This is a genomic window from Bartonella sp. TT29SHDZB (genome assembly GCF_042193395.1).
Taxonomy (GTDB): Bacteria; Pseudomonadota; Alphaproteobacteria; order Rhizobiales; family Rhizobiaceae; genus Bartonella.
Map to the genome: position 1 here is coordinate 1 of NZ_JBHILQ010000020.1, position 25,171 is coordinate 25,171.

At 37.2% G+C, this 25,171-nt stretch carries 20 protein-coding genes, 3 tRNA genes and 4 pseudogenes; 16 read left to right on the forward strand and 11 right to left on the reverse strand.

Annotated elements, in window-relative coordinates; genetic code table 11:
* Positions 1-229 precede the first annotated feature (229 nt).
* A complete protein-coding gene (locus ACFIJJ_RS07880) occupies positions 230-511 on the forward strand; it encodes a type II toxin-antitoxin system RelE/ParE family toxin (protein ID WP_252619286.1) in 282 nt (93 codons plus the stop codon).
* 16 nt (positions 512-527) lie between these two features.
* Positions 528-821 (forward strand): HigA family addiction module antitoxin, encoded by a 294-nt coding sequence (locus ACFIJJ_RS07885; protein WP_004856691.1) that lies wholly within the window; start codon positions 528-530, stop codon positions 819-821.
* A 156-nt stretch (positions 822-977) separates the two neighbouring features.
* On the opposite strand, the gene ACFIJJ_RS07890 is transcribed toward ACFIJJ_RS07885, so the two are convergent.
* The 4 genes and pseudogenes from ACFIJJ_RS07890 to ACFIJJ_RS07905 all read right to left on the reverse strand — a co-directional run bounded on the left by ACFIJJ_RS07890 (position 978) and on the right by ACFIJJ_RS07905 (position 3,541).
* Entirely contained in the window at positions 978-1,490 is a 513-nt protein-coding gene (locus ACFIJJ_RS07890) for a hypothetical protein (RefSeq protein ID WP_375646556.1), read from the reverse strand.
* Positions 1,477-1,830, reverse strand: a pseudogene (locus ACFIJJ_RS07895) (hypothetical protein). The gene ACFIJJ_RS07890 and the pseudogene ACFIJJ_RS07895 overlap by 14 nt, the downstream one beginning before the upstream one ends.
* Positions 1,831-2,030: 200 nt before the next feature.
* Entirely contained in the window at positions 2,031-2,621 is a 591-nt protein-coding gene (locus ACFIJJ_RS07900) for a hypothetical protein (RefSeq protein WP_375623974.1), read from the reverse strand.
* A gap of 604 nt (positions 2,622-3,225) precedes the next feature.
* Positions 3,226-3,541 (reverse strand): annotated as a pseudogene (locus ACFIJJ_RS07905) (hypothetical protein).
* Positions 3,542-3,964: 423 nt separating this feature from the next.
* Between ACFIJJ_RS07905 and ACFIJJ_RS07910 the strand changes: the two are divergent.
* Positions 3,965-4,117: a hypothetical protein gene (locus ACFIJJ_RS07910; protein ID WP_375646558.1), complete on the forward strand. Its 153-nt coding sequence runs from the start codon at positions 3,965-3,967 to the stop codon at positions 4,115-4,117.
* Positions 4,118-4,374: 257 nt separating this feature from the next.
* On the opposite strand, the gene ACFIJJ_RS07915 is transcribed toward ACFIJJ_RS07910, so the two are convergent.
* Positions 4,375-4,460, reverse strand: a tRNA-Leu gene (locus ACFIJJ_RS07915).
* 146 nt (positions 4,461-4,606) lie between these two features.
* On the opposite strand from ACFIJJ_RS07915, the gene ilvA reads away from it, so the two are divergent.
* From ilvA to ACFIJJ_RS07930, 3 genes are all read left to right on the forward strand, one after another.
* Complete coding sequence (gene ilvA, locus ACFIJJ_RS07920) at positions 4,607-5,884, forward strand: threonine ammonia-lyase IlvA (protein ID WP_375623970.1); 1,278 nt, start codon at positions 4,607-4,609, stop codon at positions 5,882-5,884.
* A gap of 34 nt (positions 5,885-5,918) precedes the next feature.
* On the forward strand, positions 5,919-6,449 hold the full coding sequence (locus ACFIJJ_RS07925; RefSeq protein ID WP_375623981.1) for a hypothetical protein: 531 nt from the start codon (positions 5,919-5,921) through the stop codon (positions 6,447-6,449).
* 290 nt (positions 6,450-6,739) lie between these two features.
* Positions 6,740-8,122, forward strand: a complete 1,383-nt coding sequence (locus tag ACFIJJ_RS07930) for a DEAD/DEAH box helicase (protein ID WP_375646559.1) — start codon at positions 6,740-6,742, stop codon at positions 8,120-8,122.
* Positions 8,123-9,115: 993 nt separating this feature from the next.
* Here ACFIJJ_RS07930 and ACFIJJ_RS07935 read toward each other — a convergent pair.
* Positions 9,116-9,190 (reverse strand) — tRNA-Asn (locus ACFIJJ_RS07935).
* Positions 9,191-9,374: 184 nt separating this feature from the next.
* Between ACFIJJ_RS07935 and ACFIJJ_RS07940 the strand changes: the two genes are divergently transcribed.
* The 6 genes and pseudogenes from ACFIJJ_RS07940 to ACFIJJ_RS07965 all read left to right on the forward strand — a co-directional run bounded on the left by ACFIJJ_RS07940 (position 9,375) and on the right by ACFIJJ_RS07965 (position 17,292).
* Positions 9,375-9,448 (forward strand) — tRNA-Cys (locus ACFIJJ_RS07940).
* 220 nt (positions 9,449-9,668) lie between these two features.
* Positions 9,669-10,343: a protein-L-isoaspartate O-methyltransferase gene (locus ACFIJJ_RS07945; RefSeq protein WP_375646560.1), complete on the forward strand. Its 675-nt coding sequence runs from the start codon at positions 9,669-9,671 to the stop codon at positions 10,341-10,343.
* 66 nt (positions 10,344-10,409) lie between these two features.
* Positions 10,410-11,702: a TolC family outer membrane protein gene (locus ACFIJJ_RS07950; RefSeq protein WP_375646562.1), complete on the forward strand. Its 1,293-nt coding sequence runs from the start codon at positions 10,410-10,412 to the stop codon at positions 11,700-11,702.
* 249 nt (positions 11,703-11,951) lie between these two features.
* Entirely contained in the window at positions 11,952-12,506 is a 555-nt protein-coding gene (locus ACFIJJ_RS07955) for a DUF2497 domain-containing protein (RefSeq protein WP_375623964.1), read from the forward strand.
* 159 nt (positions 12,507-12,665) lie between these two features.
* The gene (locus ACFIJJ_RS07960; RefSeq protein WP_375646563.1) at positions 12,666-15,389 is read left to right on the forward strand and encodes a valine--tRNA ligase; all 2,724 of its coding nucleotides are present in this window, start codon (positions 12,666-12,668) and stop codon (positions 15,387-15,389) included.
* Between the two features lie 1,124 nt (positions 15,390-16,513).
* A pseudogene (locus tag ACFIJJ_RS07965) lies at positions 16,514-17,292 on the forward strand (tetratricopeptide repeat protein).
* A 103-nt stretch (positions 17,293-17,395) separates the two neighbouring features.
* Here ACFIJJ_RS07965 and ACFIJJ_RS07970 read toward each other — a convergent pair.
* The 5 genes from ACFIJJ_RS07970 to xth all read right to left on the reverse strand — a co-directional run bounded on the left by ACFIJJ_RS07970 (position 17,396) and on the right by xth (position 21,571).
* Entirely contained in the window at positions 17,396-18,142 is a 747-nt protein-coding gene (locus ACFIJJ_RS07970; RefSeq protein WP_273724174.1) for an amino acid ABC transporter ATP-binding protein, read from the reverse strand.
* An 11-nt stretch (positions 18,143-18,153) separates the two neighbouring features.
* A complete protein-coding gene (locus ACFIJJ_RS07975) occupies positions 18,154-18,870 on the reverse strand; it encodes an amino acid ABC transporter permease (RefSeq protein WP_375623959.1) in 717 nt (238 codons plus the stop codon).
* Between the two features lie 2 nt (positions 18,871-18,872).
* The gene (locus tag ACFIJJ_RS07980) at positions 18,873-19,625 is read right to left on the reverse strand and encodes an amino acid ABC transporter permease (RefSeq protein ID WP_375623957.1); all 753 of its coding nucleotides are present in this window, start codon (positions 19,623-19,625) and stop codon (positions 18,873-18,875) included.
* Between the two features lie 140 nt (positions 19,626-19,765).
* Entirely contained in the window at positions 19,766-20,671 is a 906-nt protein-coding gene (locus ACFIJJ_RS07985; RefSeq protein ID WP_375623955.1) for a transporter substrate-binding domain-containing protein, read from the reverse strand.
* Between the two features lie 117 nt (positions 20,672-20,788).
* Positions 20,789-21,571: an exodeoxyribonuclease III gene (gene xth, locus ACFIJJ_RS07990; protein ID WP_375646565.1), complete on the reverse strand. Its 783-nt coding sequence runs from the start codon at positions 21,569-21,571 to the stop codon at positions 20,789-20,791.
* Between the two features lie 492 nt (positions 21,572-22,063).
* Here xth and rpsL point away from each other — a divergent pair, with 492 nt between their 5' ends.
* The 4 genes and pseudogenes from rpsL to ACFIJJ_RS08010 form a co-directional block, all read left to right on the forward strand.
* Positions 22,064-22,435, forward strand: coding sequence for a 30S ribosomal protein S12 (rpsL, locus tag ACFIJJ_RS07995; protein WP_006589495.1), 372 nt, complete (start codon positions 22,064-22,066; stop codon positions 22,433-22,435).
* An 18-nt stretch (positions 22,436-22,453) separates the two neighbouring features.
* Positions 22,454-22,924 (forward strand): 30S ribosomal protein S7, encoded by a 471-nt coding sequence (gene rpsG, locus ACFIJJ_RS08000; protein ID WP_273791452.1) that lies wholly within the window; start codon positions 22,454-22,456, stop codon positions 22,922-22,924.
* A 24-nt stretch (positions 22,925-22,948) separates the two neighbouring features.
* The gene (gene fusA / locus ACFIJJ_RS08005; RefSeq protein ID WP_375646566.1) at positions 22,949-25,033 is read left to right on the forward strand and encodes an elongation factor G; all 2,085 of its coding nucleotides are present in this window, start codon (positions 22,949-22,951) and stop codon (positions 25,031-25,033) included.
* 62 nt (positions 25,034-25,095) lie between these two features.
* Positions 25,096-25,171, forward strand: a pseudogene (locus ACFIJJ_RS08010) (elongation factor Tu); the annotation flags it as partial.

A 25,171-nucleotide genomic window follows, 5' to 3' on the forward strand; every position in this document is an offset into this window, starting at 1 on the left:
TCAGCACCTAAACGCCCGATTAATGTCACTTTATTTAGCATGTTTTTTCTTACCTTAAACTTGTACTTTAATACATAGAAAATCTTAGCATAATTTGCATATTTATTCAATTATTTCAAAACGGTATTGTTGTTTTTTAACATATAAAATTATGTTTAATATGCTCTTTGATCAATAATCAATTGACATAAATGCATGGTGTATAGTATCAAGTATCAAGAGGGTATATATGGCAATCGTTAGTTTTAAGCATAAAGGGTTGAAATTATTCTTTGAAAGAGGAGTCTGCAAAGGCATACAACCCGCGCATGCTAAAAAATTAGCAAACATTTTAGTAATTTTAGATACAATATCCGCGCCTGAACAAGTTACTCTTAAATCGTATCGTCTACATGCGCTTACGGGCGATTTAAAAGGTTACTGGTCAATGCGTGTCAATGGAAATTGGCGTGTTACTTTTCGTTTCATTGGGACAGACGTTGAACTGGTTGATTATCAAGATTACCATTGAGTTTTGAGGTGTTATTATGATGTACAATCCTCCACACCCTGGCGGCATTTTGAAAGAAGAATTGCTTGATGAATTAGGGTTAACAGTAACAGAAGCTGCAAATCGTCTTGGCGTTGCACGTTTAACTTTATCCCGCGTCTTAAACTGCCATGCGGCGATTAGTATTAACTTAGCTTTACGGTTAGAAAAAGCGGGTTTAAATGATGCGGAATTCTGGCTTAAATTGCAACAAAAGCATGATTTGTGGCAAGCTCGGCATAACAGCCCAATCCCACATATTTCACCTTTAGAGCAAGTAGGGCATCTTTAGAAAGACTTACCCCATCCTTCTTTACAACTAGAGGTCATATTCTTTAAAATCAAGCAGCCCACGATAGTTTTTTATCTCCTTGTTGATTTCATCTATGAACGGTGAGAAGAGACAACGCTATTTAATCTAAACAGTTTTATAAAACCAGGAATTTTACTATGGCTTTTTAATTGAGCACTGTAGTGTGTAAATAGATATATTTATTAAACTGCGTGTGCGTAACATAAGAAAAAATGTACAAACTAAAAAGGAATACAAAAGAGCAATATCTGAGTACCAAAGAGTATCTAATGAAAAAGAAAGCTTATACTCCACGTACTTAGAAATAACAGGAAAAGAAACTGTTTCCTTATAACTACTTGGGAAAATTAAAACGACAAGCGCTAAACTTATTAGCTTTAAGAGTTTGTGCATATACTGTTGTAAATCACGTGTTAATGTCTTCCAACCTGTTGTATTTCCGCGTTTGTATTTTGGGTTGCTCTGCAATTCAGAAGGAATCTTGGAATTGCATAAAATTGCAAAAACCGCTGTGACTATTACCAAAGAAACAGACGCAAATGTCAAAATACTTTGAATAAAGTCAAGATTTTTTTTAATTCCTAAAAAACATAAAAATATAAAAATTATAATGCCAAACAAGTCTCTTAGCTGTTTATCTGTCAACATATTTATTTCCTGTGGTTTTCGATAATTTTTTGATCTCTTTATTGATCTCATCTATGAGAGGTTCGTAATTGAGAACGCTTTTCGGAATATTCCCACCGTAAACCCATGCTTTCACTTGTGCTTTGGTACTAAAATCTGCATTCTTAGGTGTTTTGTAATACTGACCACCATCAAATTTTTCACATTCTCTTGTGACGTCTTCATATTCTTATTCTTAGAGGTTGTAAAAATACTCTGCCGCTCCGTCTCCCCAAGGAACATAACCAACAGCTGTTGCAACAAACTCTTTTTGCATTGGCTGTTTACGCTTTTTTAAGAACAGGTCTTTTAATATTTTCATGTTTTTAGTCCATAATTTTACCAATAGGTTAAATTACCTTAAATTTGACCGTACAGAGCGTTTTTATATTGCGATTTTTATCATAAAATCTTTAAATCGCTTTGTACGGTACCTTTTTGTCGATTTAAATGCATGTCTAATCGTAAAATGATCAGCACTTTTCATTAGTTTGTTAATTTGCAGTGTTTTTCACTTGCTTTTCAACCAACACGAGTGGTCTTGAATTCTCTCTTATTGCCTTTTTTCAGCTTTTTTTCACGGGTGTTCAAAACAACCTTGTGTACAAGATTGGCTTTCGTCAAAAGACTATTTTCCAAGTCACGACTTACTAACTCACGAGTGCTTGGAAAAAACGTATCCGATAAACCTTCTACCTCATCGCATAAAATCCCTTTAATCATTTTTATCAGTGACCACGCAGAAACACTTTCCAAAATCATTCCATAGGTAAGCGCTATACCTTCATGATCTACCTGTTGCGAAACTTTTAAATCACACGGAAGCATCCGAATTGCCTTGGCTATGTCCTCTTTGCTCGCTTTTACTGAAAACAATTCATGAAGTTGATCACAAGCATCTAAGGCAATTGTTTTTTGCCGTTGTGTCAATGCTTGCCACTCTTCAAAACCAAAGGAAGCTCTAGAGCTATTATCTCGTGAATGTGTTTTAAAGTGACCTCGAGATTTGATATCAAGGATGCTGTCTGAGATGTGTTCACCAACGCTTTTTTGCCTTTGAGAGTGATTTCCATAGTTTTTTCCTTTCTCTAAATCTTCGATAGCTTTTTGCACCCAGTTGCGCCACATTGCTTTTCAATCTGTTTTGCGTGCATCTTTGCCTGTTCTAGCTTTCCAAAAATCTCGAAATTTTGCCATTTCGGCTTTGACACGCTCTGGAGTCAAACCCTCTTCGATTGCGAAATCATAAACAGGTTCGAAATCATTAGGATACGACAGCCACAGTCATTTCTAACCCGTTTAGTTTTTTTCGGAAGGTTCTTTTGCTCGTGAATGGAAGGTTGGTTTTCTACACCCGTTTTGATTTGCTCTGATGTGATCTCAACAGCAGCAACCTCTGTTGGTTCTCCAATCAAATTGATAGTTTCTAAATGTTCAGAACCAATTTTTTTGCTAATACGATAGTATTAGTTTTATATATCTATATTCTTTATCTTGCTCAATAAGTTTATCATTCTTCATAAGATATTCGACAATAGTTGCAAACTTTTTTGCGAGCAATTGCAAGTGCGTGCAAGGTTCCAAAATCTTCTTTAATTGGTGCTTTTTTATCGTACATGCGAACGAGAAGCGTTATATAATGCCCCTTTGCTCCAATGTCATTCCATCTGTCTCACTGTTCCAGTCATTCAAAAGGAATCTTATCCATGGCATTGCATTAGACATGCGCATTCCCTTCTTTAACTAAATATAAAATTGCTAAAGCATTTGCTTCGTTGTCATCTTTTGGATTGTATTCTTTTGCACTCACCGTCTTAATCATCTCTTCTTGTGAAGCTTTGCCTTTATCTGTTGTTATCTTCATTTTTGTAAGCCATTGCTGAAAACACAAATAGCGCATACCATCGCCTTTAGAACGATAAGATTAAAAATTGACAAGTGCCACTTGTTATACTGCTGTCTACACGAGAAATTGCCCAGCTTGTCCTGGTACCTAGATCAAGGTAGAGAATGCTTTGTGTATTGATGATCATCTTCCCCCATTAAAGGCTGTTGCGTATTTATATGTGCGCTATGACAGAGCGTGTTGTGATTGCTTGTCTTGAAAAAATGTTTGTGAGAAAGTACTTGAAACTACTTTTGGGCTAAATTTTTTACTGCCATTCGAGGAAAAATAATTTTAGAAGCAGTTGATTTTCGAATTGACGCTTCTTGTTTTTGAATCACATCTTTTTGTGCATGTATTATTTCAGCTTCTTTATCTATAATTTTGTTTTTTTCATCTATCTCTTTTTTGAGCTTTTCGTCGTTTTACAAGAGTCATGAAGAGTATAAGCCAATCCCAAATTAGCAATACAATAAATAACAACTGCTACTACTAAACTTAGATCTATCTCTATACCTCACTTATGTTTCTTCGTCTTATCCTACTCCGGTTAAGAATGTGAATTAAGAATGTGAATGGTGCTGCTGGTGTTGGAGAAATCTTAGGATTGATGAAAAGGCGTTTGTTAGATGCAAATGACCTCGAAGAAGAGCTTAAGCATTACAAATCTGTTATAATAGAAGCTAAGCGAATTTTACCAAGCCCTGTTGTGAAAGCTGCTTAACGTTAAAAACACGACTCATTTCCTCATCCTCAAGGATGAGGAAATCAAGATTAACTGCCTCTCCATCTTAAAAGACGAGGAGGAGGAGGTTAAAGTGCTAAAAAGGTACCTCAAAAAGCAGCAATGATTCGTATTTTAGCATCATCGCGGTGCCGTCTGATAGCGTTATAATAAAGTTGCGAAAGGTGGTTTAGAAGATATTTTAATTTTTTTGATTTTTAATAAATCATTGGAAAATAAGAGAGATTAAGATAATCTGGTGCGGACGGCGGGACTTGAACCCGCAAGGTCTTCGACCGGCAGATTTTAAGTCTGCTATGTTTACCGTTTTCATCACGTCCGCGATGTGAGTTCTCTCATAAGCTATATCTTTTATTGAATCAAGAATTAATGACAAAAGAAACATTTTTCATTTTTTAGTGAAATTTTGACTGACAATAGTTTCCTTTATCGATAGAAAAAGCTTTTATAATGTAAATAAAGTATGAAATGATTAGTGTTATGAATCAATTTATTCAAGACGTCACAAAAGCTATGGTGGGATTGCATCACGTGTTTGCTGAAACACCACTTCAAAGAAATGATTTTCTTAGTCAAAAGTATGATGCAGAAATTTATTTAAAGCGTGAAGATTTAACACCGGTGCGGTCTTATAAGATTCGTGGTGCTTTCAATTTTGTTTCAGAAATGCTTAGCTGTATATCACCAGATTCTGCATTTGTTTGCGCTTCAGCGGGGAATCACGCGCAAGGGGTTTCTTTTGTTTGTCGTTATTTTAAACGTAAAGGCGTGATTTTTATGCCTATGACAACGCCACAACAAAAAATTGAAAAAACACGTATTTTTGGTAAAGAATTCATTGATATTCGTTTGGTTGGTGAAACATTTGATCAATGTTATGAAGCTGCGCAATCCTTTGTCGTAGAGAGCGGTGGTGTAATGGCTCCACCTTTTGATGATATTCGCATTATTACGGGGCAGGCAACAGTGCTTTGTGAAGCTGCTTTACAATGGAAAAAACTCAATGGAGAAAGCGAGCCAGATTTAATGATTGTGCCGGTAGGGGGTGGTGGTTTGGCAAGTGGAGTGAGCAAATTTTTACATGAATATGGTTGGAAAACAAAGCTTCGTTTTGTTGAGCCGCAAAGAGCTGCAAGTTTGCTTGCTTGTTTGGAGAGTGGAAAACGCGTCAAGCTTGAAAACATTGACACTTTTGTAGATGGTGCTGCTGTGGCTGAAATTGGTGCACTAAACTATACAATTTTAAAGCAATTTCCCCCTGATTCTGTCATTACGGTTCCTGAAAACCGCGTTTGTTCTACGATGGTTGAAATGCTTAATGTTGAAGGTGTGGTTCTTGAACCGGCTGGTGCTTTATCGATTGATGCGCTTAACAGTATTCCTCCTCAAGAGTTAAAGGGGAAAAAAATTCTTCTCGTTATTTCAGGAGGTAATTTTGATTTTGAGCGTTTGCCAGAAATTAAAGAGCGTTCTTTACGTTTCCAAGGGTTGAGAAAATATTTTATTTTTAGTTTTCCGCAACATCCTGGTGCATTGCGTCATTTTCTTTCTACATTATCACCAGATGATGATATTGTGCGTTTTGAATATCTTAAAAAATCAGCGAGAAACTTTGGTTCTGTATTGGTTGCGATTGAAACAAAAAAATACGGTAATTTTTGTCTTTTAGAGGAAAAATTTCAAACGTTAGGTTGGCGTTACCGTGATATTACTGATGATCAAACGTTATTTGATTTTGTTATTTAAAAAACTGAAATTTTACTAAAAAAGAAGTATAATGATGAAACCTATTTTTTATTCGGTGCTGAGTCTATTTTTCTTTTTGATTGTTAATCAACAGAGTTTAGCATCTCAGCCAACAATAGTACAAAAAGATGAACTTTCAAGTGTCGTTGTTGATGTCAATAATGCTATAAAAAATGGGGATTTTGCGTCTATTTCTCGTTATATGCCTGAGCGGCTTTATAAAGAGATGGCACGTCGATTGAATACAACAGAGAGTGCTTTACGTAGTGATTTTCTTCAACAGTTGCATAGGAAGTTTGAGGGGTTGCCTTCTGGTGCTTATTATTTAGATAAAGAAAATATAGAGTATTTACAAACTGATAACGGTACTGTGTATGCTTTAATTCCAACAGTTCTTGAGATGAAAGATCGCATCATTCAATATAAAACTTTGGCGATTTTTGATAAAACACAATGGTATTTAATTTATGGCGGTCAAAAAACTTTACAAAATCCAGTTTTTCTCGAGATTTATCCTGATTTTATCAAGGTACATTTACCGATGAACACAATCATTAAAAAATAAATGATCTAAATATTGTTTTTATTCATGATAAATGTATTTCGTAAAGTTCTTGCTTTTTTATCATAATCCAAAGATAATAGAGGTGAAGGCATTTAGGCTGGTTTGTTGGCTTTTTGTAAAGTGAAGTTTATACGCCTTTATCTTGATTTCAAGGTGTTCATGAGTTGCGCAAGCCGCTTTTTAGGCGTTGCTTCATTTAAAATGTCAGGGATTTCTCTTGCGCGGATTCTTGAGTGGAGAGTTCAGATGGTTACTTCTTTTGGGTTCTTCAGCTAAGGAAAGATTTTATTTTGCCTATAAAAGAAGAAAATGTTTTTACAAAGTTAGGTTTGCCTACTCTTTTGATTAAAAATTTACTCATTGCTGGGATGAGTAAACCTAAACCTATACAAGAACAAGCTATTCCAGTAATGTTGAAAGGACACGATATTTTAGGTGTTGCACAGACAGGTTCTGGAAAAACCTTGGCATTTAGTTTGCCTATTTTAAGTCAGATTTTGGCTTTGGGTGATAAACGCTGCCCTAAAACTGCACGCGCTTTGATTTTAGCTCCAACGCGTGAACTTGCTGTTCAGATTGATGAAGCAGTTCGCACTGTGGCAAAAGGGGCACATCTTTCGACGTGTCTTATTTTTGGGGGCGTATCACGTTTAAAACAAATTAAACGTATGGAAGCAGGTGTAGATATTTTGATAGCGACTCCAGGGCGTTTGAGAGATCTTGTTCGTGAAAAGTGTGTTGATCTTTCCCAATCTCGTTTTTTGATTTTGGATGAAGCAGATCGTATGTTGGATATGGGGTTTATTCATGATGTTAAGCAAATTGCAAAGCTTTTGCATCAAGAGCGTCAGACAGCACTTTTTTCTGCAACAATGCCGAGGGAAATTGCTGCGCTTGCAAAATGTTTACTCAATGATCCGGTTAAAATTGAAGTTGTTCCTCAAGGTACTACGGCTGTAGAGATTTGCCAAAAATTATATTGTGTTCCTACGAATGAAAAAAAGAATGTTTTAAGTAAACTTTTGACAAATCCAGCTTTTGATTCGGTTATTGTTTTTACTCGAACGAAACATGGGGCTGATGCTGTCACACGTAGTTTAGCAAAGATAGGATATTTAGTCGCAACAATTCATGGGAATAAATCACAAGGTGCTCGCCAATCTGCTTTAAAAGCTTTTCGTGAAAGATCGGTACAGATTCTTGTTGCAACAGATATTGCTGCACGCGGTATTGATATACCAGGGATAAGTCACGTTATTAATTACGACTTACCAGATGAAGCTGAAAGTTATGTACATCGTATTGGTCGTACAGGACGTAATGGCGCATCTGGTGTAGCACTTACGCTTTTTGATGAGAAGATAGAAAGGTCCCGCTTGCGTGCTATAGAGCGCTTGATTCGTATGAAATTGGTGGCTGAGGCTGTTCCAGAACAATTTGCAGCGTTTCCAGAAAAGCCAATTGTGCGAGAAAGTAAAGAAAAAGAAAATGATAAGGAACGCCGTTTTAAAAAATCTAAACGTCAAAAACAGTTTTTAGGTCGAAAAGATGATACCGCACAGTTGCAGCGGAAGAATTCTTCACCTCAAAATGAGAGGCATAAAAAAGCAAAAGCGTCAGCAAAGCGTGCAAAGACTTTTCGTTTTCGGAAATCAGTTAAGAAGGCTGCTTAGATAAAGTCTTGAAAAAAGATCATGTATGGAGATTTTTTATTTTTGTGGATTTATTCTCAATTGAAAAGAGCTATAAAGTACTCTTGTCAAAGTAAGAAGATCCTTCAGAGGTTTTCATTTTTTAGAAATGAAAATTTATAACTGTTTGGATTTATTTAAAAATCATTAAAAAATCATTATTGTAGAGGCAATTATTTATTTGCTTTATTCCCATTTTTTTTAATGGGAATAAAAGTAGATTTTATTTATATAAAATTATTTTTATAAAGGATGTGTTTTATCTTTAATGATAACTTTTAATTTTTAAAATTGATGTCTAATAATAATTCACTGTTTTATATATTTAATAATTCACTATATCGTAAAATTTTTTCATTTCGAATCTTTTCATATTGATCAATCAAAAATATTCACTTGCACGTTACAAGTGAGATTCTCGTGTGGATAAACATTTAAGAAATAAATAAAATGATTCTTGTAAATTCTTTTAAAGGCAAAAGGGGTATTGCTAACATTGAGAGCTGGAAAATAGTATGATGGTATACGGCTTTATTGTACGTAAAGATGGGGCTGATCAGTGGATTGTATTTTGTACCATTTATTGGAGCCATTGTGAAAGAGGCTGGGGGGATTTAAGAGATATCTCTTAAAAAAAACGTGTGACTGCATAATACAATAGCGAGAATGTCATGTCTTCTGAAGGCTTTCTCAGGATTCTTAATAATTTATCTCTGATAAAAGAAATCGCAATTTATAATGTGCAAATAATTGCAGTGCTCTCTTATAAAGGCGCGGTAGTTTGAAAAAAATAATCTTATTTGTGCTATTTAAAAATGAATCAATTGTTTTTTGCGTTCATTGCAAAAAAATACATCCCTAGGATATTACTTTTCTACTTTATTGCAAAAATCCTATTCCATTACTTTTATTAACAAAACCTTCATGTCTAAAAGTTTTAGAAAAAACAATAAAATACGTGGAATAAAAGAAAAATGGCTCCCCGGGCCGGATTCGAACCAGCGACCAACCGGTTAACAGCCGGTTGCTCTACCGCTGAGCTACCGGGGAACGGTGCCCAATCATTTAATTGAAAAGGCTATAGCAAAGCAATACTGATTTGCAAAGGATAAAATTACTTTTTTTAAAAAAATATGATAAATTGTGTAATAAGAGGAAAAAAGGCGAGAGAAGATTTCTACACCTTGACGGATGCGTTGCCTTCCCTTATTGAAACCTTTATGTTTGTTGACGAGGCCTCGTGGCGGAATGGTTACGCAGAGGACTGCAAATCCTTGTATCCCGGTTCGATTCCGGGCGAGGCCTCCAGCCGATTTTAAACGAAACGGCTTTTAGGGGAGATAAGGTATAGGAAAATAGATTATTTCCCTTTATTCTTGTGAAGACACTTTTGTATGAGAGATTATATAGTTAAAATCTAATTGTTGACTATAGCGTCCTTTTTTGTAACACCCATAGTTTAAGAAATCTTCGTCCCTTATTGTCGCTGTTTTGTTTGTTTTTTGTAGGTTAGGAGAAAATATTCGTTATGGTTGCAGATTTTGCTGAGCTTCGTCGCAAAATGGTTGACAATCAAATTCGTACAGTCGATGTAACGGATTTATCAGTTCTTGAAGCCTTTTTAATGGTATCTCGTGAAGATTTTGTATCGGAAGATATAAAAATGTTAAGCTATCTTGATACCGATATTGTTCTATGTCCAGTGCAAGATGGGATTCCAGCACGCTATTTGATGAAACCTGCGTCTTTAGCAAAATTACTACAGCTTGCCGCTGTAAAATCATCAGATGTTGTTTTAGATATTGGTGCAAATAGTGGTTATTGTGCAGCGTTGCTTGCAAAACTTGCAGGGTCTGTGATTGCGCTGGAAAGTGATAAATCTCTCTTTGAACGTGCTCTTGACGCTTTAGAACGTAATCAATGTGATAATGTGGTTGTCGTTCATGGTCCTTTAGAGCAAGGATATGCCGTTGAGGGACCTTATGATGTGATTTTTATTGAGGGATCTGTTGATTTTATTCCTCAAGGTATCTTTGATCAAATGAAAGACTGTGGACGTCTTGTTGTGGTTGAAGGGCATGGAAATGCTGCTGTTGCACAAATCTATATAAAAGAAGATGGGATCATCTCAGCTCGTCGTGCTTTTAACCTCGCTGTAAAGCCTCTTCCTTGTTTTTTCAAAACACCTAGTTTTGTGTTTTAGTGCTTGTTTGTTTTGTGAATAAAAGATAATTTTGTAATTTATTTGGGGTTTGTTATTGTGTGTATTATGTTTAGAATAAACAAGAAGTTTCAGGCGTGTTTATTGCTGGTGTTGAGTGTTTTACTATCAGAGGCTGTTTGTGCTGAAACATTGATGGATGCCTTTTCTAAGGCTTATAAATATAATGCTAAGTTGAATAGTGAACGTGCAGCTGTGCGTATATCCAGAGAAGATGTTATCATTGCGCGATCAGGGTTATTGCCGCAAGTTGAAGGAGTTGGCAGCTATGGGCGTAATAAGTCTTTTACAGGTCCTTATGTCACTTCTGGATCTATAGGCGTGAGATTAAATCAAAGATTATTTGACGGATTTATCACGCAAAATATCTTTTCTTCAGCGCAAGTTAAGTTGCAGGCTCAACGTGAGTATCTTCGTAATGCTGAACAAAATACTTTTCTGGAAACTGTGACGGCTTATGCTAATGTCTATCAGGCACGTCGTATTGCCGATCTTCGGAGAGAAAATTTGGCAGCTCTTGAAGAGCAAGTTCGTTCCGATAAAGCAAAATTTGATGTGGGTGAGGGAGGGCGTGTTGATCTTGCTCAAGCTCAAGCAGCGCGTTCTGTGGCAGTTTCAGAACTGAGTCTTGCTCGTGCTGATGTAAAAGCAGCCGAGGCAGTGTATCGACAAGTTATTGGTTCTGATCCTGAAAAGTTAAAAAGCCCTCCCGTAGCCAGAGATTTTCCTGCCAACCTTGATATGGCTTACCAAATGAGCGTTTCTATGCATCCAGCAATCCTTTATGCTAAATATTTAGTCGATGCGAGTGGTTACAATGTAAAGGCAAAAGAAGGTGCATTGCTCCCTAAGGTCGATTTTTCTGCGACAGCGTCTTATAATCGAATTTACAGTGGTCCTGGAGAGGATGGCGTTTCTAAATCAATAGGGTTGTCAGTAAGTGTCCCAATCTTCGAAGGGGGACGTACGTCTGCGCAGATTCGCCAATCGAGGGAACAGCTTGGACAGGCACAACTTCAACTCGATTTGGCGCATAGCAATACGAGACAAGCGCTTACTTCTGCTTGGTTTCAGTTGGAGGGCGCACGCGCATCTGTTATTGCTTACCGTGAAAGCGTTCGTGCTGCTGAAATTGCTCTTAAAGGTCGTGTGCAAGAGAATCGTGTAGGGCAGGCAACGACATTGGATGTTTTAAATTCTCGTACTCAATTGATTAATGCTCAAATTGCGCTTGCAATGGCAGAGCGTAATGCTGTTGTGGCAAGCTATAGTGTCCAATCTTCTATTGGTAAATTGACTGCAAGTTATTTAGGGTTAAAAAAAGCTCAATATATCCGATAATGCATAAAAGTAGCTTTTTGATCTTAAATTATTTTAGTTTTTAAAAGATTAGTAAATCAACAGTTGAATATGTTGAAAAATATTGCGGCGAGATGTTATTTTTATAAAGTGTAGAAAACTGTGTGTAGCGCCCTCTTTATGACAAGCATATTTGAAAATATCGTGGGAGGCATGTTGATCTTATAATTCTTTTGCATACACTGAAAATATGATTCTATTTGTTGTTGCGTCTTTGAGAGGTTGTAAAGTATGGTACAGAGTTCAAGCGTGTTACGTGAGCCAAGTATGGATGAAATTTTAACATCTATTCGTGAAATAATCGAAGAAAATGCGGTTCAATCTGATCACTTTTTAAATGAAGATGTTGCAGTGAATGCTTCAGAAGTGGCATCCGAGGGTATTTATGATACAACCTTATCGGTTGATGATGCTATGAAAGCTTTAGCTGATCGTATTGGTCTTTCTTCTGAAAATCAAGGAGGGAAGATAACGCAAGAGAAAGAGGATATAGAGGCAGAAAATAATACAGTTGGTATGGATATGCAAAAGATGAAGCTTTCTTCTGAAGAACGGAATTCTGTTTATAAAGCAAAAGAATATGAAGATGAGATAAGGAAATCACAATCAGAAGCTGGAAGGGATGGTCATGTGGAATTGTCTGCATATTGTATTTCTTCTGCAGAAAAGATTGCTAAGGATGTGTTGCGTCCGGCTATAGCAGAATGGTTGCAGTCTAAATTGCCTATTTTGCTGGAAGATATTTTGCGTGAAGAAATTGTGAAGGCGATTAAAAAAGCATCTTAATTATTTTTTACATTATTTTTATGTTTTTCATTTTATGGGAATTTTGTTTGCGATTTTGCGAGCTCTCGAGTGAAAGGCTGAGATTCACGAGATTCTGATCGGTTTTTGATCATATATGGTGTTTATTGTGTTTTTTAGCGGCCGTTATGGATGGATAGAATGTTAGAAAAAAACTATGATGCTTCCTCTATAGAGCAACGGGTTGCAAAGAGATGGGAGACTCGTGGGGCTTTTAAAGCGGGAGCGGGTTCTAAAAGTGGTGCAGAACCTTTTTGTGTTATGCTTCCACCTCCTAATGTTACAGGCTCACTTCATATGGGGCATGCGCTTAATACGACAATTCAAGATATAATAGTTAGATTTCAGCGGATGCGTGGAAGAAATGTGTTGTGGCAGCCTGGTATGGATCATGCTGGGATTGCTACGCAAATGGTAGTGGAGCGTCAACTTGCAGAACGCCAAGAGCCAACGCGTCAAGAAATGGGGAGAGAAAAGTTTATTGAGCGTATTTGGGAATGGCGTTATGAAACTGGAGGCGTTATTGCAAACCAGTTGCGCCGCCTTGGGGTTTCATGTGATTGGTCGCGTGAGCGGTTTACAATGGATGAGGGGTTGTCGCAGGCTGTTCGTGAAGTCTTTGTCACGCTTTATAGGCAAGGGTTGATATATAGGGATAAGCGCCTCGTCAATTGGGATCCTAAATTGTTGACAGCTATTTCAGATCTTGAAGTTGAGCAAAAAGAAGTTCAAGGACATTTGTGGCACTTTAGATATCCACTTGAGGGTAAAACTTTTGATCCAAATGATGCGACAACTTTTATAACAGTGGCGACAACACGACCAGAAACAATGCTTGGTGATACAGGAATTGCTGTTAATCCTGAAGATGAGCGTTATAAAAATCTTATCGGTAAAAATGCTCTTTTGCCGCTTGTTGGTCGTAGGTTATTAATTGTTGGTGATACGCATGCTGATCCTGAAGCTGGAAGTGGTGCTGTAAAAATCACACCAGCTCATGACTTTAATGACTTTGAAGTAGGACAGCGTAATCACTTACGCTTGATCAATATTTTTACTCAGAAAGCCGAGATTTTTCTTCGTGAAAATGAAGAATTTTTCGATGGGTTGATTTTATCAGATGAATTGAAAATGTTAGTAGAAGACCTCGATAAATCTGATCGTTTTGTTGCTCGCCAGAAGATTGTTTCTTTGATGGAAGAACAGGGATATTTAGCTTCTGTTGATGATCATACCCATATGGTTCCTCATGGAGATCGCAGTGGTGTCCCTATTGAGCCTTTTTTGACAGATCAATGGTATGTTCATGCTGCTGAATTAGCAAAGCCAGCGATAGAGGCTGTTCAACAAGGAAAAACGCAGTTCGTTCCTGATAACTGGAAAAAGACTTATTTCAATTGGATGCAAAATATTCAACCTTGGTGCATTTCTCGCCAATTATGGTGGGGACATCAGATTCCTGCTTGGTATGGTCCTGATGGAACGGTTTTTGTTGAAAAAAGTGAAAAAGAGGCTTTAGATTCAGCTTTTGCTCATTATGGTGAGGTTGTTGAATTAATCCGTGATCCGGATGTTTTAGATACTTGGTTTTCATCAGCTCTTTGGCCTTTTTCAACATTAGGATGGCCAAATAAAACGACTGAATTATCTACTTTTTACCCAACATCTTTATCTGTGACAGGATTTGATATTATTTTTTTCTGGGTTGCTCGTATGATGATGATGGGACTTCACTTTATGGGTGACGTTCCTTTCCCAACGGTTTATGTGCATGCTCTTGTGCGGGATCAAAAGGGTGCAAAGATGTCAAAATCAAAGGGAAATATTATTGATCCCTTAGAGCTTATTGATCAGTATAGTGCTGATGCACTTCGTTTTACTTTAGCTATTATGGCAGCACAAGGTCGTGATGTAAAACTTGATGTTTCCCGTATTGCTGGTTATCGTAATTTTGCTACGAAATTGTGGAATGCTACTCGATTTGCACAGATGAATGGTGTGAAGCATGATCCAGCTTTTAAACCAGAACAAGCAAAACTGGCGCTTAATCGTTGGATTTTAACGGAGCTCTCTAAAACAATTTCAGCAGTGACGACTGGTATTGAACACTATAAATTTAATGAGTCAGCTGCCATTCTTTACCGTTTCATTTGGAATACACTCTGTGATTGGTATTTGGAGCTTCTCAAACCTATTTTTCAGGGGGAAAATGAAGAGGCTAAAAATGAGGCTCAAGCTTGTACTGCTTGGGTTTTAGATGAAGTTTATAAACTTCTTCATCCTTTTATGCCTTATATGACGGAAGAGTTGTGGTCTCTTACAGAAACGCAAGCCGTCAAGCGTGAGGATATGCTCGCATTGACAAAATGGCCAGAGGAAACATTGATAGATGAAGAAGCTGCTGATGATATCAATTGGCTTATTGATGTCGTCACAGGGATTAGGGCTGTACGTTTTGAAATGAATATTCCAGTGGCTACACAGGCACCTCTTGTTGTTGTTGAAGGAGGGGAAGTAACGCGAGAGCGTGTAAAGCGTTATGATGCACTTCTTAAAAAATTAGCGCGTATTGAAGTTATTGATTTCTCTGATAAAGTTCCGGAAGTATCAGCACAAATGATTTTGGGAGAGGCTGTTTTTTGTTTACCATTAGGACAGTTGATTGATTTGGAGGCTGAGCGTGTTCGTTTGAGGAAGGATGTCAGTAAAATTGAACAAGATATTGAAAAAATATCGCTTAAGTTAAACAACCCCAAATTTATAGCAAATGCGAAAGCAGAAATTGTTGAGCGTGAGCGGAACAGGGTTGTAGAACTGCGTGCAGCGCAGAAAAAAATATTTGTTGCTTTAGAGCGGTTAGATTGATTTCAACTTTTTATTTTTTTTGATAGATAATTGCATACCAGTAGGGCTGGTATAGATCTTCTTTAAAGGAAACTTTTCTTTTGTTAGTTTTTCATGAACGATCATAAAATCTCTACTGAAATCCATTGTTTTATGTTTATCATTAAAGAGACATCTTTTAAGGCATCCAAGCCTATTCCACGACGTAGATCATGAATGGTATAACGGTAAATCCATTGAGCTTCCTTTCTTTATGCTTGTGAAGTAACAAGCGCCGGCACCATTCTGTCCAATCCGGACAACTCTTAGTTCAGACCGTTCATAAGAGGCATTTTTAGTTCTTTCTTACACAGAGTTTTTATCCACATAGCTCTCTCTACTTGTAATGTGCAAGCGGATGGTTTTGAGTGATTTAACATGGAACAGATTTGGAATGAGAGAATCTTACGATATTCGAGGGACTCATTCAAAGTGCAAAAAGGAAAATTATAATTATAAATCAATTTCTTGCTTTATTACTATAAAATATCATCATTTAGAGTAGCAATAGAAGGTATGTAAATTACACATGTGGTATTTTTTTGTATGTAGTGGTGAGTATTCTAAGGTAGAACTTGTGTGTAAAGTATGAACTAATCCCATGTGAAATGATGTCAGGTGCAATCTGTTAAACAAAAAGCTGTATTGTTTATAGATTGGCGGAGACAAAAAACTTGATCTTTAAGGTGGTAAGGTAGTTGTGAAGTTATAAGTTAACTATCATCATTATATTTATCCATCTTTCGTATTGTTTTTTATACTTAAACGCTTATCATTCATCATGTATTCTCTTCATTCTCAAGTTGCTGTTTAATGCACGTTATTTTATTGAATGATTTTTGCTCATACGTATAAAATTTTAAGGTCGATAAATCCTAGAATGTTAAAGGATGTGTTACAAAATATAGAATGATGATTTATATTTAAAAATCAATTTGTTATATATAAAAATGGATACTTAATTTTATCGAACATTTGGGATGGTTTTTATCTATTTGTTTTTTCTTTTTAAATTTTTACTTTAAAATCTTTCATTTTTCTTACTAAAAAGAAGAGTTTAAATATCTACAAAGAAATTTGTAACAGATATAACAATTAAAATTGAGATAGGGGGAAATGATCAAAAGCTTCAGATATGGAAAAAAGCCACGATTGTTGTGACGTGAGGGGGATTTTTTTCTACTGTTAATGCAGTAGATGTTAATAGCTTGCAAGAAGCCAATGATAGTTCGTTTTATTTTTTGAAACGTGGCATGTCTGCTTATAAAATGGATATATCAATCAAGCTATTCCAGCACTCCGTTGTGCTGCTAAGAGGGGCCATATCGGTGCGAATTGGAAACTTGGCTACATCTATGCAAAGGGTGATGGTGTTCCTAAAGATGATTACAAGGCATATCATTTTTTTGCATATATCTTTGAAAAAGGTACAGATCTTGGTTCAGAAGATGAAAGTTATGTTTCTGATGCATTGATTAAACTTGCCGGATATATAAAAAAGGTATTCCTCAATCACCTGTGAAACCTGATCCTTCTTATGCTGCTCATCTTTATATGCAGGCTGCGGTAAACTATGGAAATCCTAAAGCTCAGTACCATTTAGGAAAAATATTTTTAAAGGGAGAGGGAAGGGAGAAAAATTCTATACAAGCCACGATAGTTTCAACTCTCAAAAAAAAGGAAATCCTTTTGTTCAAACAATGCTTGGAAATATGTTTCTTCAAGAAGGAAAAATTATTTGCGGAATGGCAATGTTAACTGCAGCCTATAAAAAAGCTAACGTAAAAGATAGAAACTGGATTCGCCTTTTACTCTTTGTAATGAATTTGAGAGACGTACAGTAATTTCACTTGTTTCTGATATTTTAAAAAATAACAGTTTTTAAATCTCTGATTGTAATATTTTTTACATTCTTCTATCTGATATTAAACTCTTCCTTCTTATATCCAATTTCATAATAGAGATAGTTTTTGGTGATAATATAATGGTTAATGACTTAGGATTTTAGACAAAAATTCTTGTGTTCTTGGTGTTCGCGCTTGCGGATCAGAAAAGAATTCTTTAGACGAACAGTCTTCAAGAATTGTTCCTTGATCTATGAAAATAACACGCTCCGAGACTTTTTGTGCAAAACCCATTTCATGTGTTACACAAATCATTGTCATCCCTTCTTCTGCTAAGCTAATCATGACATCGAGTACTTCACCTACCATTTCAGGATCTAGAGCAGATGTTGGTTCATCAAAAAGCATAACAAGTGGATCCATGGTTAAGGCACGTGCAATAGCAACACGTTGTTGTTGCCCTCCGGAAAGTTGACCAGGATACTTATCTTTATGTTCAATGAGTCCAACGCGTTCAAGATACAACAAACCGCGTTCAAGTGCTTCTTTTTTGCTCCGCTTTAGGACTTTAATTTGTGCAATTGTCAAATTTTCTGTGACAGATAAATGTGGAAAAAGTTCGAAGTGTTGAAATACCATTCCCACCTGACTCCGCAATTTAGGCAGATTCGTTTGTTTTGAATGAACTGGTATTCCATTAATCCAAATTTCACCTTTTTGAAAAGGGACTAGAGCGTTAATGGTTTTAATGAGTGTTGACTTCCCTGATCCTGATGGACCACAAACGACAACAACTTCTCCTTTATTAATGTTGGTTGTACAGTTTTTAAGAACTTTAACTTCGCCATACCAGTTAGAAACATTTTTTATTTCGATCATATGAGTAGACATTTTTTTCCCCGTTAGCGAATAATGGACACTTTTTTTTGTAAATACAAAACTATTTGTGACAGTGTAAAACAGATAACAAAATAGAAAATAGCTGCTAAGATGTAAGCTTCTTGCTTTACACCAAAATTATTAGCAGCAATATCAAAACCATTCAAAAGACTATGACCACTGATGGCATAAACAAGGGTTGTATCCTGAAAAAGGATGATGACTTGTGTTAAAAAGACTGGAAGCATATCTCTAAAGGCTTGAGGAAGAATGACAATGTACATACTTTGCCAATATGTCATTCCAAGAGCTTGCCCCGCATATTTTTGTCCTTGTGGAACTGAATTTATGCCAGCACGCATAATTTCAGCAAAATAAGCAGTTTCAAATGCGGTAAAGGTAATGAGTGCTGATTTATTTGCACCGATGGATGCTCCCGTTAAAAAAGGCAGAAGCACGAAAAACCATAAGATAACCATCACAAGTGGTATTGAACGCATAGCTGTTATGTAAACGATTGCAAACCAAGAAAGAAGTTTTATGGAAGAAAGGCGCATGATTGCTAAAAGCGTTCCGAAAATAAATCCTAATACCGTTGCAAAAAGAGTTAGAAAAACGCTGAAGAGTAAACCTGATAAAATGTAAGAACGAAATACATCAAAAGTGAAAAAGGAAAAATCAAAGTCGGAAAAATTGAAAGGAAAATAGTGTCCAAACTGAGAGCTTATGAAATTTATCATATTCAATTTTCCTTTGTTTGAAAATTAGGAATTTTGAGTATTTGTTCAATAACTGTCATCACAATAAATATGAATAAGGCTATAAGAATATAAAGAATCGTAACAAGCAAATAGTTTTCATAAACATGACTTACCTCTTCAATTGTTTGGTATTGAAATTGCATGAGCTCATTTATTGAAACGGCGAATGCTATAGATGAATTTTTTACAATGCCCATTGCTTCTGAAGTAAGCGGGGGCATAATTGTGCGCATAGCACGCGGCAGTATAATATAGAGATAACTTTGATAAGTTGTAAATCCCATTGCCATAGCAGCATAGCGTTGTCCAGAAGGAATAGCTTCAATGCCTGAACGAACCTGTTCAGCAATGCGCGCAGATGTAAAGAATCCCAATGCGCATGTTATTAAGAGAATAGGGGAAAATTTCATCGCTGGTGGATAGACCTTAGGAACAACAAAATACCATAAAAATACCTGTACAAGGAGGGGAATGTTACGCATAATCTCTACCCAGATAGCACCGATAGTGCGAAATACACAATTGATTATGGAAGTATTAGGTAAAGTGCGCATTGTTCCTATAATAATACCACATAATACAGCTAATATAAGTGAAGTGATGGACAATATAATTGTATTTTTTAAGCCATCGAGAAGTGTATCTAAATAGGTATGATTCACGCCAGGAGTTCCCAAGCATCCTGCTACCAGTGTTTGAGTAAGGTCATCTCTACAAAGGAAAGAAAAGTCCATTAATTGATATTCCCTCAAATTAGTCATTCACAAATAAGACAATAAATCAACCGTATCTACATAGGCGGAATTTATCAAAAAGTGAACTAAAATATAAACCACACTCAATTTTTAAAGAGTGTGGTTCTTCTTTCTTTATTCTATAAATCTTTTTCTGTGTAGCTTTCCCGAGGCTTATTGTTTGGGTGATCCCAAGCATATCTCGTTTGTTTTGATAAGGGAAGGTTCATAACAGTATTAGCAGGTGGAATCGGCTTCATAAACCACTTATTGTAAAGTTTTTCAAGTGATTCGTCTTTAATCTGACGGACGATACTATCGTTGATTGCTTGTTCAAGTTTTTTGTCATGCAATCTGAGCATGCAGGCGATGGGTTCAACTGAAAGTACGGTGTCAAGAATGACATAATCAGATGGATTTTTTGATTTTGCAATATGTCCAGCAAGAATTGAGGCATCCATAACAAATGCATCAGCACGACCAGATTCTAATAATAAGAAGCTATCTCCGTGATCTTTTCCTTTGATGACCTTAAAGTTAATGTTTTTTGCACGTTTGTTTTTACGAATAAGTTGGACAGATGTTGTACCGGTGGTCGTTGCAACTGTTTTTCCATTTAAATCGTCAAGAGATTTAATGTTAGAGTTTTTCTTTACAGCAATTCTAACTTCTTCAACATATGTCGTATAAGCAAATGCTGCTTCTTTACTGCGGGCAATATCATTTGTTGTTGAGCCGCACTCAAAATCATAAGTATTATTTTTTAAGAGAGGAATTCTATTTTGAGAAGTGATGGGAAGATAATGAATTTTAATTGGTTTACCAATTTTTTTTGAGATATCACCAATGATCCGTTCTGCCATTTCTGTATGAAAACCTACATATTTATTATTACCAAGGGCGTAGGCTAAACCAGATGATTCACGGACACCTAAAGTAATTTCCCCTGTTCGTTTTATTTTTTCAAGAGTATCATGTTCAGCATGCGCGAAACTTGAGAATCCAATGGCCGTTGCTGCAATAAGCATTAATAATGATTTCTTCATTTATGTCCTCCATTTATTTATTGTAGTTGTTTAAGATATAATCTTTAATACGCTGTAGCATAGTTATTATTCTGAGTGGAATTTTTTTGTTATCTTATAAAATGAGGGCTATATTTTTTAATTGATATTAAGGTGAACCCAAACAGGAACGTGGTCAGATGGTTTTTGATATCCCCTTACGTCTGTCTGACTATGAGCGCCAATAAGATGATCAACAGCTTCTGGTGATAATAATAAATGATCAATGCGAATCCCATTATTTTTAGGCCATGCCCCAGCTTGGAAATCCCAAAAACTGTAGGAGGGCGTATCGGTGACATTCCGGATAGCATCGTAAAGACCTAAATGAAGAATACGTTGGAATGCTTTTCTTGTTTTTTGAAGAAATAAAGCATTTTGATACCATTCTTGAGGATTTTTTGCATCTAATGGGGTGGGAATTACATTATAATCACCCGCTAGGATAAGAGGCTCTTCATACGCAAGCAATGATTTTGCATGTGTATATAATCTTTCCATCCATTCTATCTTGTAGGAATATTTTTCACTCTCGATAGGATTGCCATTTGGCAAATAGAGAGATGCAACACGAACAACACCTTTGTTTGTTGAATAAACAGCTTCAATGTAACGTGTTTGTTTATCATTATCATTGCCTGGTAATCGACGGATCACTTCATCTGGTGTTTTTTTAGAGAGAATCGCAACGCCATTAAAACTTTTTTGTCCGTGTGTTTCTATATGGTAACCTAAATTTTCAATTGCATCGCGTGGAAAATTTTCATCAATACTTTTAATTTCCTGTAAACAGACTATGTCCGGCTGGCTTTGCTGCAGCCATTGACATAATGTTTCATGTCGTGCTTTTATTCCGGCAATATTCCACGTTGCTATTTTCATGGCGCTCATCATTAGATATAAAATATGCAATCCAATTTACTGCATTTATGTTTTAGTACAGTCATATCGCTACTTTTTTTATTTATAGGGGATATTACTATGGTAAATTGATTTATCAAGAGTAGCGGTAAAAGCAAATTTAAAGCTTTAAAATTTAATTTATTTTAATTTTAAAAAACTTTCTGCTGTTTAGTTCTTGACGAATGTACGTGTTCTCGCTATTAGAGATGGACATAACCGATGTGGGTGTAATCAGGTGTTTTGGATATGAGCCGGAAGATTATTCACAGGTGTTAAGAAGATTAAAAGCAAATCCTAGTGCAAAAGGCTATTGCCTTCTCTGCTTATGGTCGGGTGAACTGTTTTTTGCAGGTGTGCCCGATTTTGTGTGTAGACTTAGATATCTGTTCCGATTCTGTTGGGGTGGATGGAAATAAAAATAGAAAAGCCCGATTGGGTGAGAAGAATATAGATCGAAAAGAGGAAGGTTGCATGCCTACCGTAAATCAGTTGATTCGTAAGCCGCGTGTGGTGCCAGTTAAACGTAATAAGGTTCCTGCTCTGCAGTCGAATCCGCAGAAGCGTGGTGTTTGTACGCGTGTTTATACAACAACGCCGAAGAAACCTAATTCTGCTCTTCGTAAAGTTGCTAAAATTCGCTTGACGAATGGATTTGAGGTGATTGGTTATATTCCTGGAGAGGGACATAATCTTCAAGAGCACTCTGTTGTGATGATTCGTGGTGGTCGTGTGAAAGATTTGCCAGGAGTTCGTTATCACATTATTCGTGGTTTGCTTGATACTCAGGGTGTCAAGAATCGTAAACAGCGTCGTTCAAAGTATGGCGCAAAGCGTCCAAAATAATATTGAGAGACAAAGCCAATGTCCCGTCGTCATAGAGCAGAAAAACGTGAGATTAATCCAGATCCCAAATTTGGTGATTTGGTTATTATGAAATTTATGAATGCCATTATGTTTGATGGTAAAAAATCAGTTGCAGAGCGTATTGTTTATGGTGCGCTTGATTCTGTAGAAAAAAGAGTAAAAACAGATCCTGTGGCTCTATTTCATCGGGCGTTAGAGAATGTTGCTCCTCATATTGAGGTTCGTTCACGCCGTGTTGGTGGTGCTACTTATCAAGTTCCGATTGATGTTCGTCCTGATCGTCGTCAGGCTCTTGCTATTCGTTGGTTAATTGCGGCGGCGCGTGGTCGAAATGAAACGACGATGGTTGAGCGTTTATCTGGTGAATTGATGGATGCTGCTAATAATCGTGGTTCTGCCGTGAAAAAGCGTGAAGATGTTCATCGTATGGCTGAAGCTAATCGTGCTTTTTCTCACTATCGCTGGTAGAAGTTTTAAACTAAGGCAAATATAATGGCTCGCGAATATAAAATTGAAGATTATCGTAATTTTGGTATTATGGCGCATATTGATGCTGGTAAGACTACGATGACTGAGCGTATTCTGTTCTATACCGGTAAGAATCATAAAATTGGCGAGACCCATGATGGTGCTTCTACAATGGATTGGATGGAGCAGGAGCAGGAGCGCGGTATTACGATTACGTCTGCTGCGACAACGACGTTTTGGGAAGGGCAGGACGGTCGGAAGCGTCGCTTTAATATTATTGATACGCCAGGGCACGTTGATTTTACGATTGAAGTTGAGCGCTCTTTGCGTGTTCTTGATGGTGCAATAGCTTTGTTGGATGCAAATGCTGGTGTGGAGCCTCAGACGGAAACTGTTTGGCGGCAAGCCGAGAAATATCGTGTGCCTCGTATGGTTTTTGTTAATAAGATGGACAAAATAGGAGCTGACTTCTATCGCAGTGTGGAAATGGTTGGTTCTCGGTTGGGTGCTAAAGCGCTTGTTTTGCAGTTGCCGATTGGTGCTGAAAATGACTTTGAAGGTGTTGTTGATCTTGTAGAAATGAGAGCTTTAAAGTGGGATGGTTCTATTGGTGCCTCGGCGGTGATAAGTGAAATTCCCTCAGATTTAAAAGAGAAAGCTGAAGAATATCGCGAGAAATTGATTGAGATGGCTGTGGAGGTTGATGAGGCTGCGACAGAGGCTTATTTAGAAGGTGTTATGCCAACCAACGAGCAGCTTGTTTCTCTCATTCGTAGGGGGACAGTAGAAGTTCAGTTTCATCCGGTTCTTTGTGGTACGGCTTTTAAAAACAAGGGGGTGCAGCCACTTTTGGATGCTGTTGTTTCCTATCTTCCTTCTCCAATTGATATTCCTGCGATTAAGGGTATTGATGTAAAGACTGAGTCTGAGACGACGCGCGAATCTTCTGATGATGCTCCGCTGTCTATGCTTGCTTTTAAAATTATGAATGATCCTTTTGTGGGGTCGCTGACTTTCTGTCGTATTTATTCTGGTAAAGTTCAAAAGGGTATTTCTCTTGAGAATACTGTGAAGAAGAAAAAGGAGCGTTTGGGGCGTATGCTTCAAATGCATTCTAATTCTCGTGAAGATATTGAAGAAGCATTTGCTGGTGATATTGTTGCTCTTGCGGGACTTAAAGAGACGACAACGGGGGATACTCTTTGTGATCCTTTGAAGCCTGTTGTTTTGGAGAGGATGGAATTTCCGGAGCCTGTTATTGAGATTGCAATTGAACCGAAAACAAAAGCAGATCAAGAAAAAATGGGTATTGCTCTTAACCGTCTAGCAGCTGAGGATCCTTCATTTCGTGTTAAATCGGATGAGGAATCTGGTCAGACTATTATAGCTGGAATGGGTGAGCTTCATCTTGATATTATTGTTGACCGTATGCGGCGTGAGTTTAAAGTTGAGGCAAATGTTGGGCAGCCTCAGGTTGCTTATCGTGAGTCAATTACTAAAATGGCGGAAATTGATTATACGCATAAGAAACAATCGGGTGGTGCTGGTCAATTTGCTCGCGTGAAAATTGTTTTTGAGCCTCATGATGGTGATGACTTTATTTTTGAGTCAAAGATTGTTGGTGGGGCTGTTCCTAAAGAATATATTCCCGGCGTTCAGAAGGGAATTGAGAGTGTTATGGGGTCAGGTCCTCTTGCGGGCTTTCCTATGCTTGGTGTAAAGGCGACTCTCATTGATGGTGGCTATCACGATGTTGATTCTTCGGTTTTGGCTTTTGAGATTGCTGCTCGTGCAGCTTTTCGTGATGGAGCAAAGAAGGCTGGTGCACAGCTTCTTGAGCCGATCATGAAGGTGGAAGTTGTTACGCCAGATGATTATGTTGGTGATGTTATTGGTGATCTCAATTCTCGTCGGGGACAGATTTCAGGAACTGAAGCGCGTGGTATTGCAACGGTTGTGAATGCAATGGTTCCTTTGGCAAATATGTTTGGTTATGTGAATACTCTTCGCTCTATGAGTCAGGGGCGTGCGCAGTATACAATGCAGTTTGATCATTACGAGCCTGTACCTTCGGCTGTTGCTTTGGAGATTCAAAAGAAATACGCGTAATTTCAGGTTGGTAATTAATTTTTAACTTAGTCCTTGGCTTGGACGGAAAATGGAGAGCTCAAATGGCGAAGAGCAAGTTTGAACGAACAAAACCGCATGTTAATATTGGTACGATTGGTCACGTTGATCATGGGAAGA

What these genes read in the sequence shown, in the direction of transcription:
- fusA (WP_375646566.1), top strand. Translation starts at nt 22,949, where the DNA reads ATGGCTCGCGAATATAAAATTGAAGATTATCGTAATTTTGGTATTATG.
- ACFIJJ_RS07970 (WP_273724174.1), bottom strand. Translation starts at nt 18,142, where the DNA reads ATGTCTACTCATATGATCGAAATAAAAAATGTTTCTAACTGGTATGGC.
- ACFIJJ_RS07955 (WP_375623964.1), top strand. Translation starts at nt 11,952, where the DNA reads ATGGTACAGAGTTCAAGCGTGTTACGTGAGCCAAGTATGGATGAAATT.
- ACFIJJ_RS07950 (WP_375646562.1), top strand. Translation starts at nt 10,410, where the DNA reads ATGTTTAGAATAAACAAGAAGTTTCAGGCGTGTTTATTGCTGGTGTTG.
- ACFIJJ_RS07890 (WP_375646556.1), bottom strand. Translation starts at nt 1,490, where the DNA reads ATGTTGACAGATAAACAGCTAAGAGACTTGTTTGGCATTATAATTTTT.
- rpsL (WP_006589495.1), top strand. Translation starts at nt 22,064, where the DNA reads ATGCCTACCGTAAATCAGTTGATTCGTAAGCCGCGTGTGGTGCCAGTT.
- ACFIJJ_RS07980 (WP_375623957.1), bottom strand. Translation starts at nt 19,625, where the DNA reads ATGGACTTTTCTTTCCTTTGTAGAGATGACCTTACTCAAACACTGGTA.
- ACFIJJ_RS07975 (WP_375623959.1), bottom strand. Translation starts at nt 18,870, where the DNA reads ATGATAAATTTCATAAGCTCTCAGTTTGGACACTATTTTCCTTTCAAT.
- xth (WP_375646565.1), bottom strand. Translation starts at nt 21,571, where the DNA reads ATGAAAATAGCAACGTGGAATATTGCCGGAATAAAAGCACGACATGAA.
- ACFIJJ_RS07885 (WP_004856691.1), top strand. Translation starts at nt 528, where the DNA reads ATGATGTACAATCCTCCACACCCTGGCGGCATTTTGAAAGAAGAATTG.
- ACFIJJ_RS07925 (WP_375623981.1), top strand. Translation starts at nt 5,919, where the DNA reads ATGAAACCTATTTTTTATTCGGTGCTGAGTCTATTTTTCTTTTTGATT.
- ACFIJJ_RS07960 (WP_375646563.1), top strand. Translation starts at nt 12,666, where the DNA reads ATGTTAGAAAAAAACTATGATGCTTCCTCTATAGAGCAACGGGTTGCA.
- ilvA (WP_375623970.1), top strand. Translation starts at nt 4,607, where the DNA reads ATGATTAGTGTTATGAATCAATTTATTCAAGACGTCACAAAAGCTATG.
- ACFIJJ_RS07945 (WP_375646560.1), top strand. Translation starts at nt 9,669, where the DNA reads ATGGTTGCAGATTTTGCTGAGCTTCGTCGCAAAATGGTTGACAATCAA.
- ACFIJJ_RS07985 (WP_375623955.1), bottom strand. Translation starts at nt 20,671, where the DNA reads ATGAAGAAATCATTATTAATGCTTATTGCAGCAACGGCCATTGGATTC.
- ACFIJJ_RS07880 (WP_252619286.1), top strand. Translation starts at nt 230, where the DNA reads ATGGCAATCGTTAGTTTTAAGCATAAAGGGTTGAAATTATTCTTTGAA.
- rpsG (WP_273791452.1), top strand. Translation starts at nt 22,454, where the DNA reads ATGTCCCGTCGTCATAGAGCAGAAAAACGTGAGATTAATCCAGATCCC.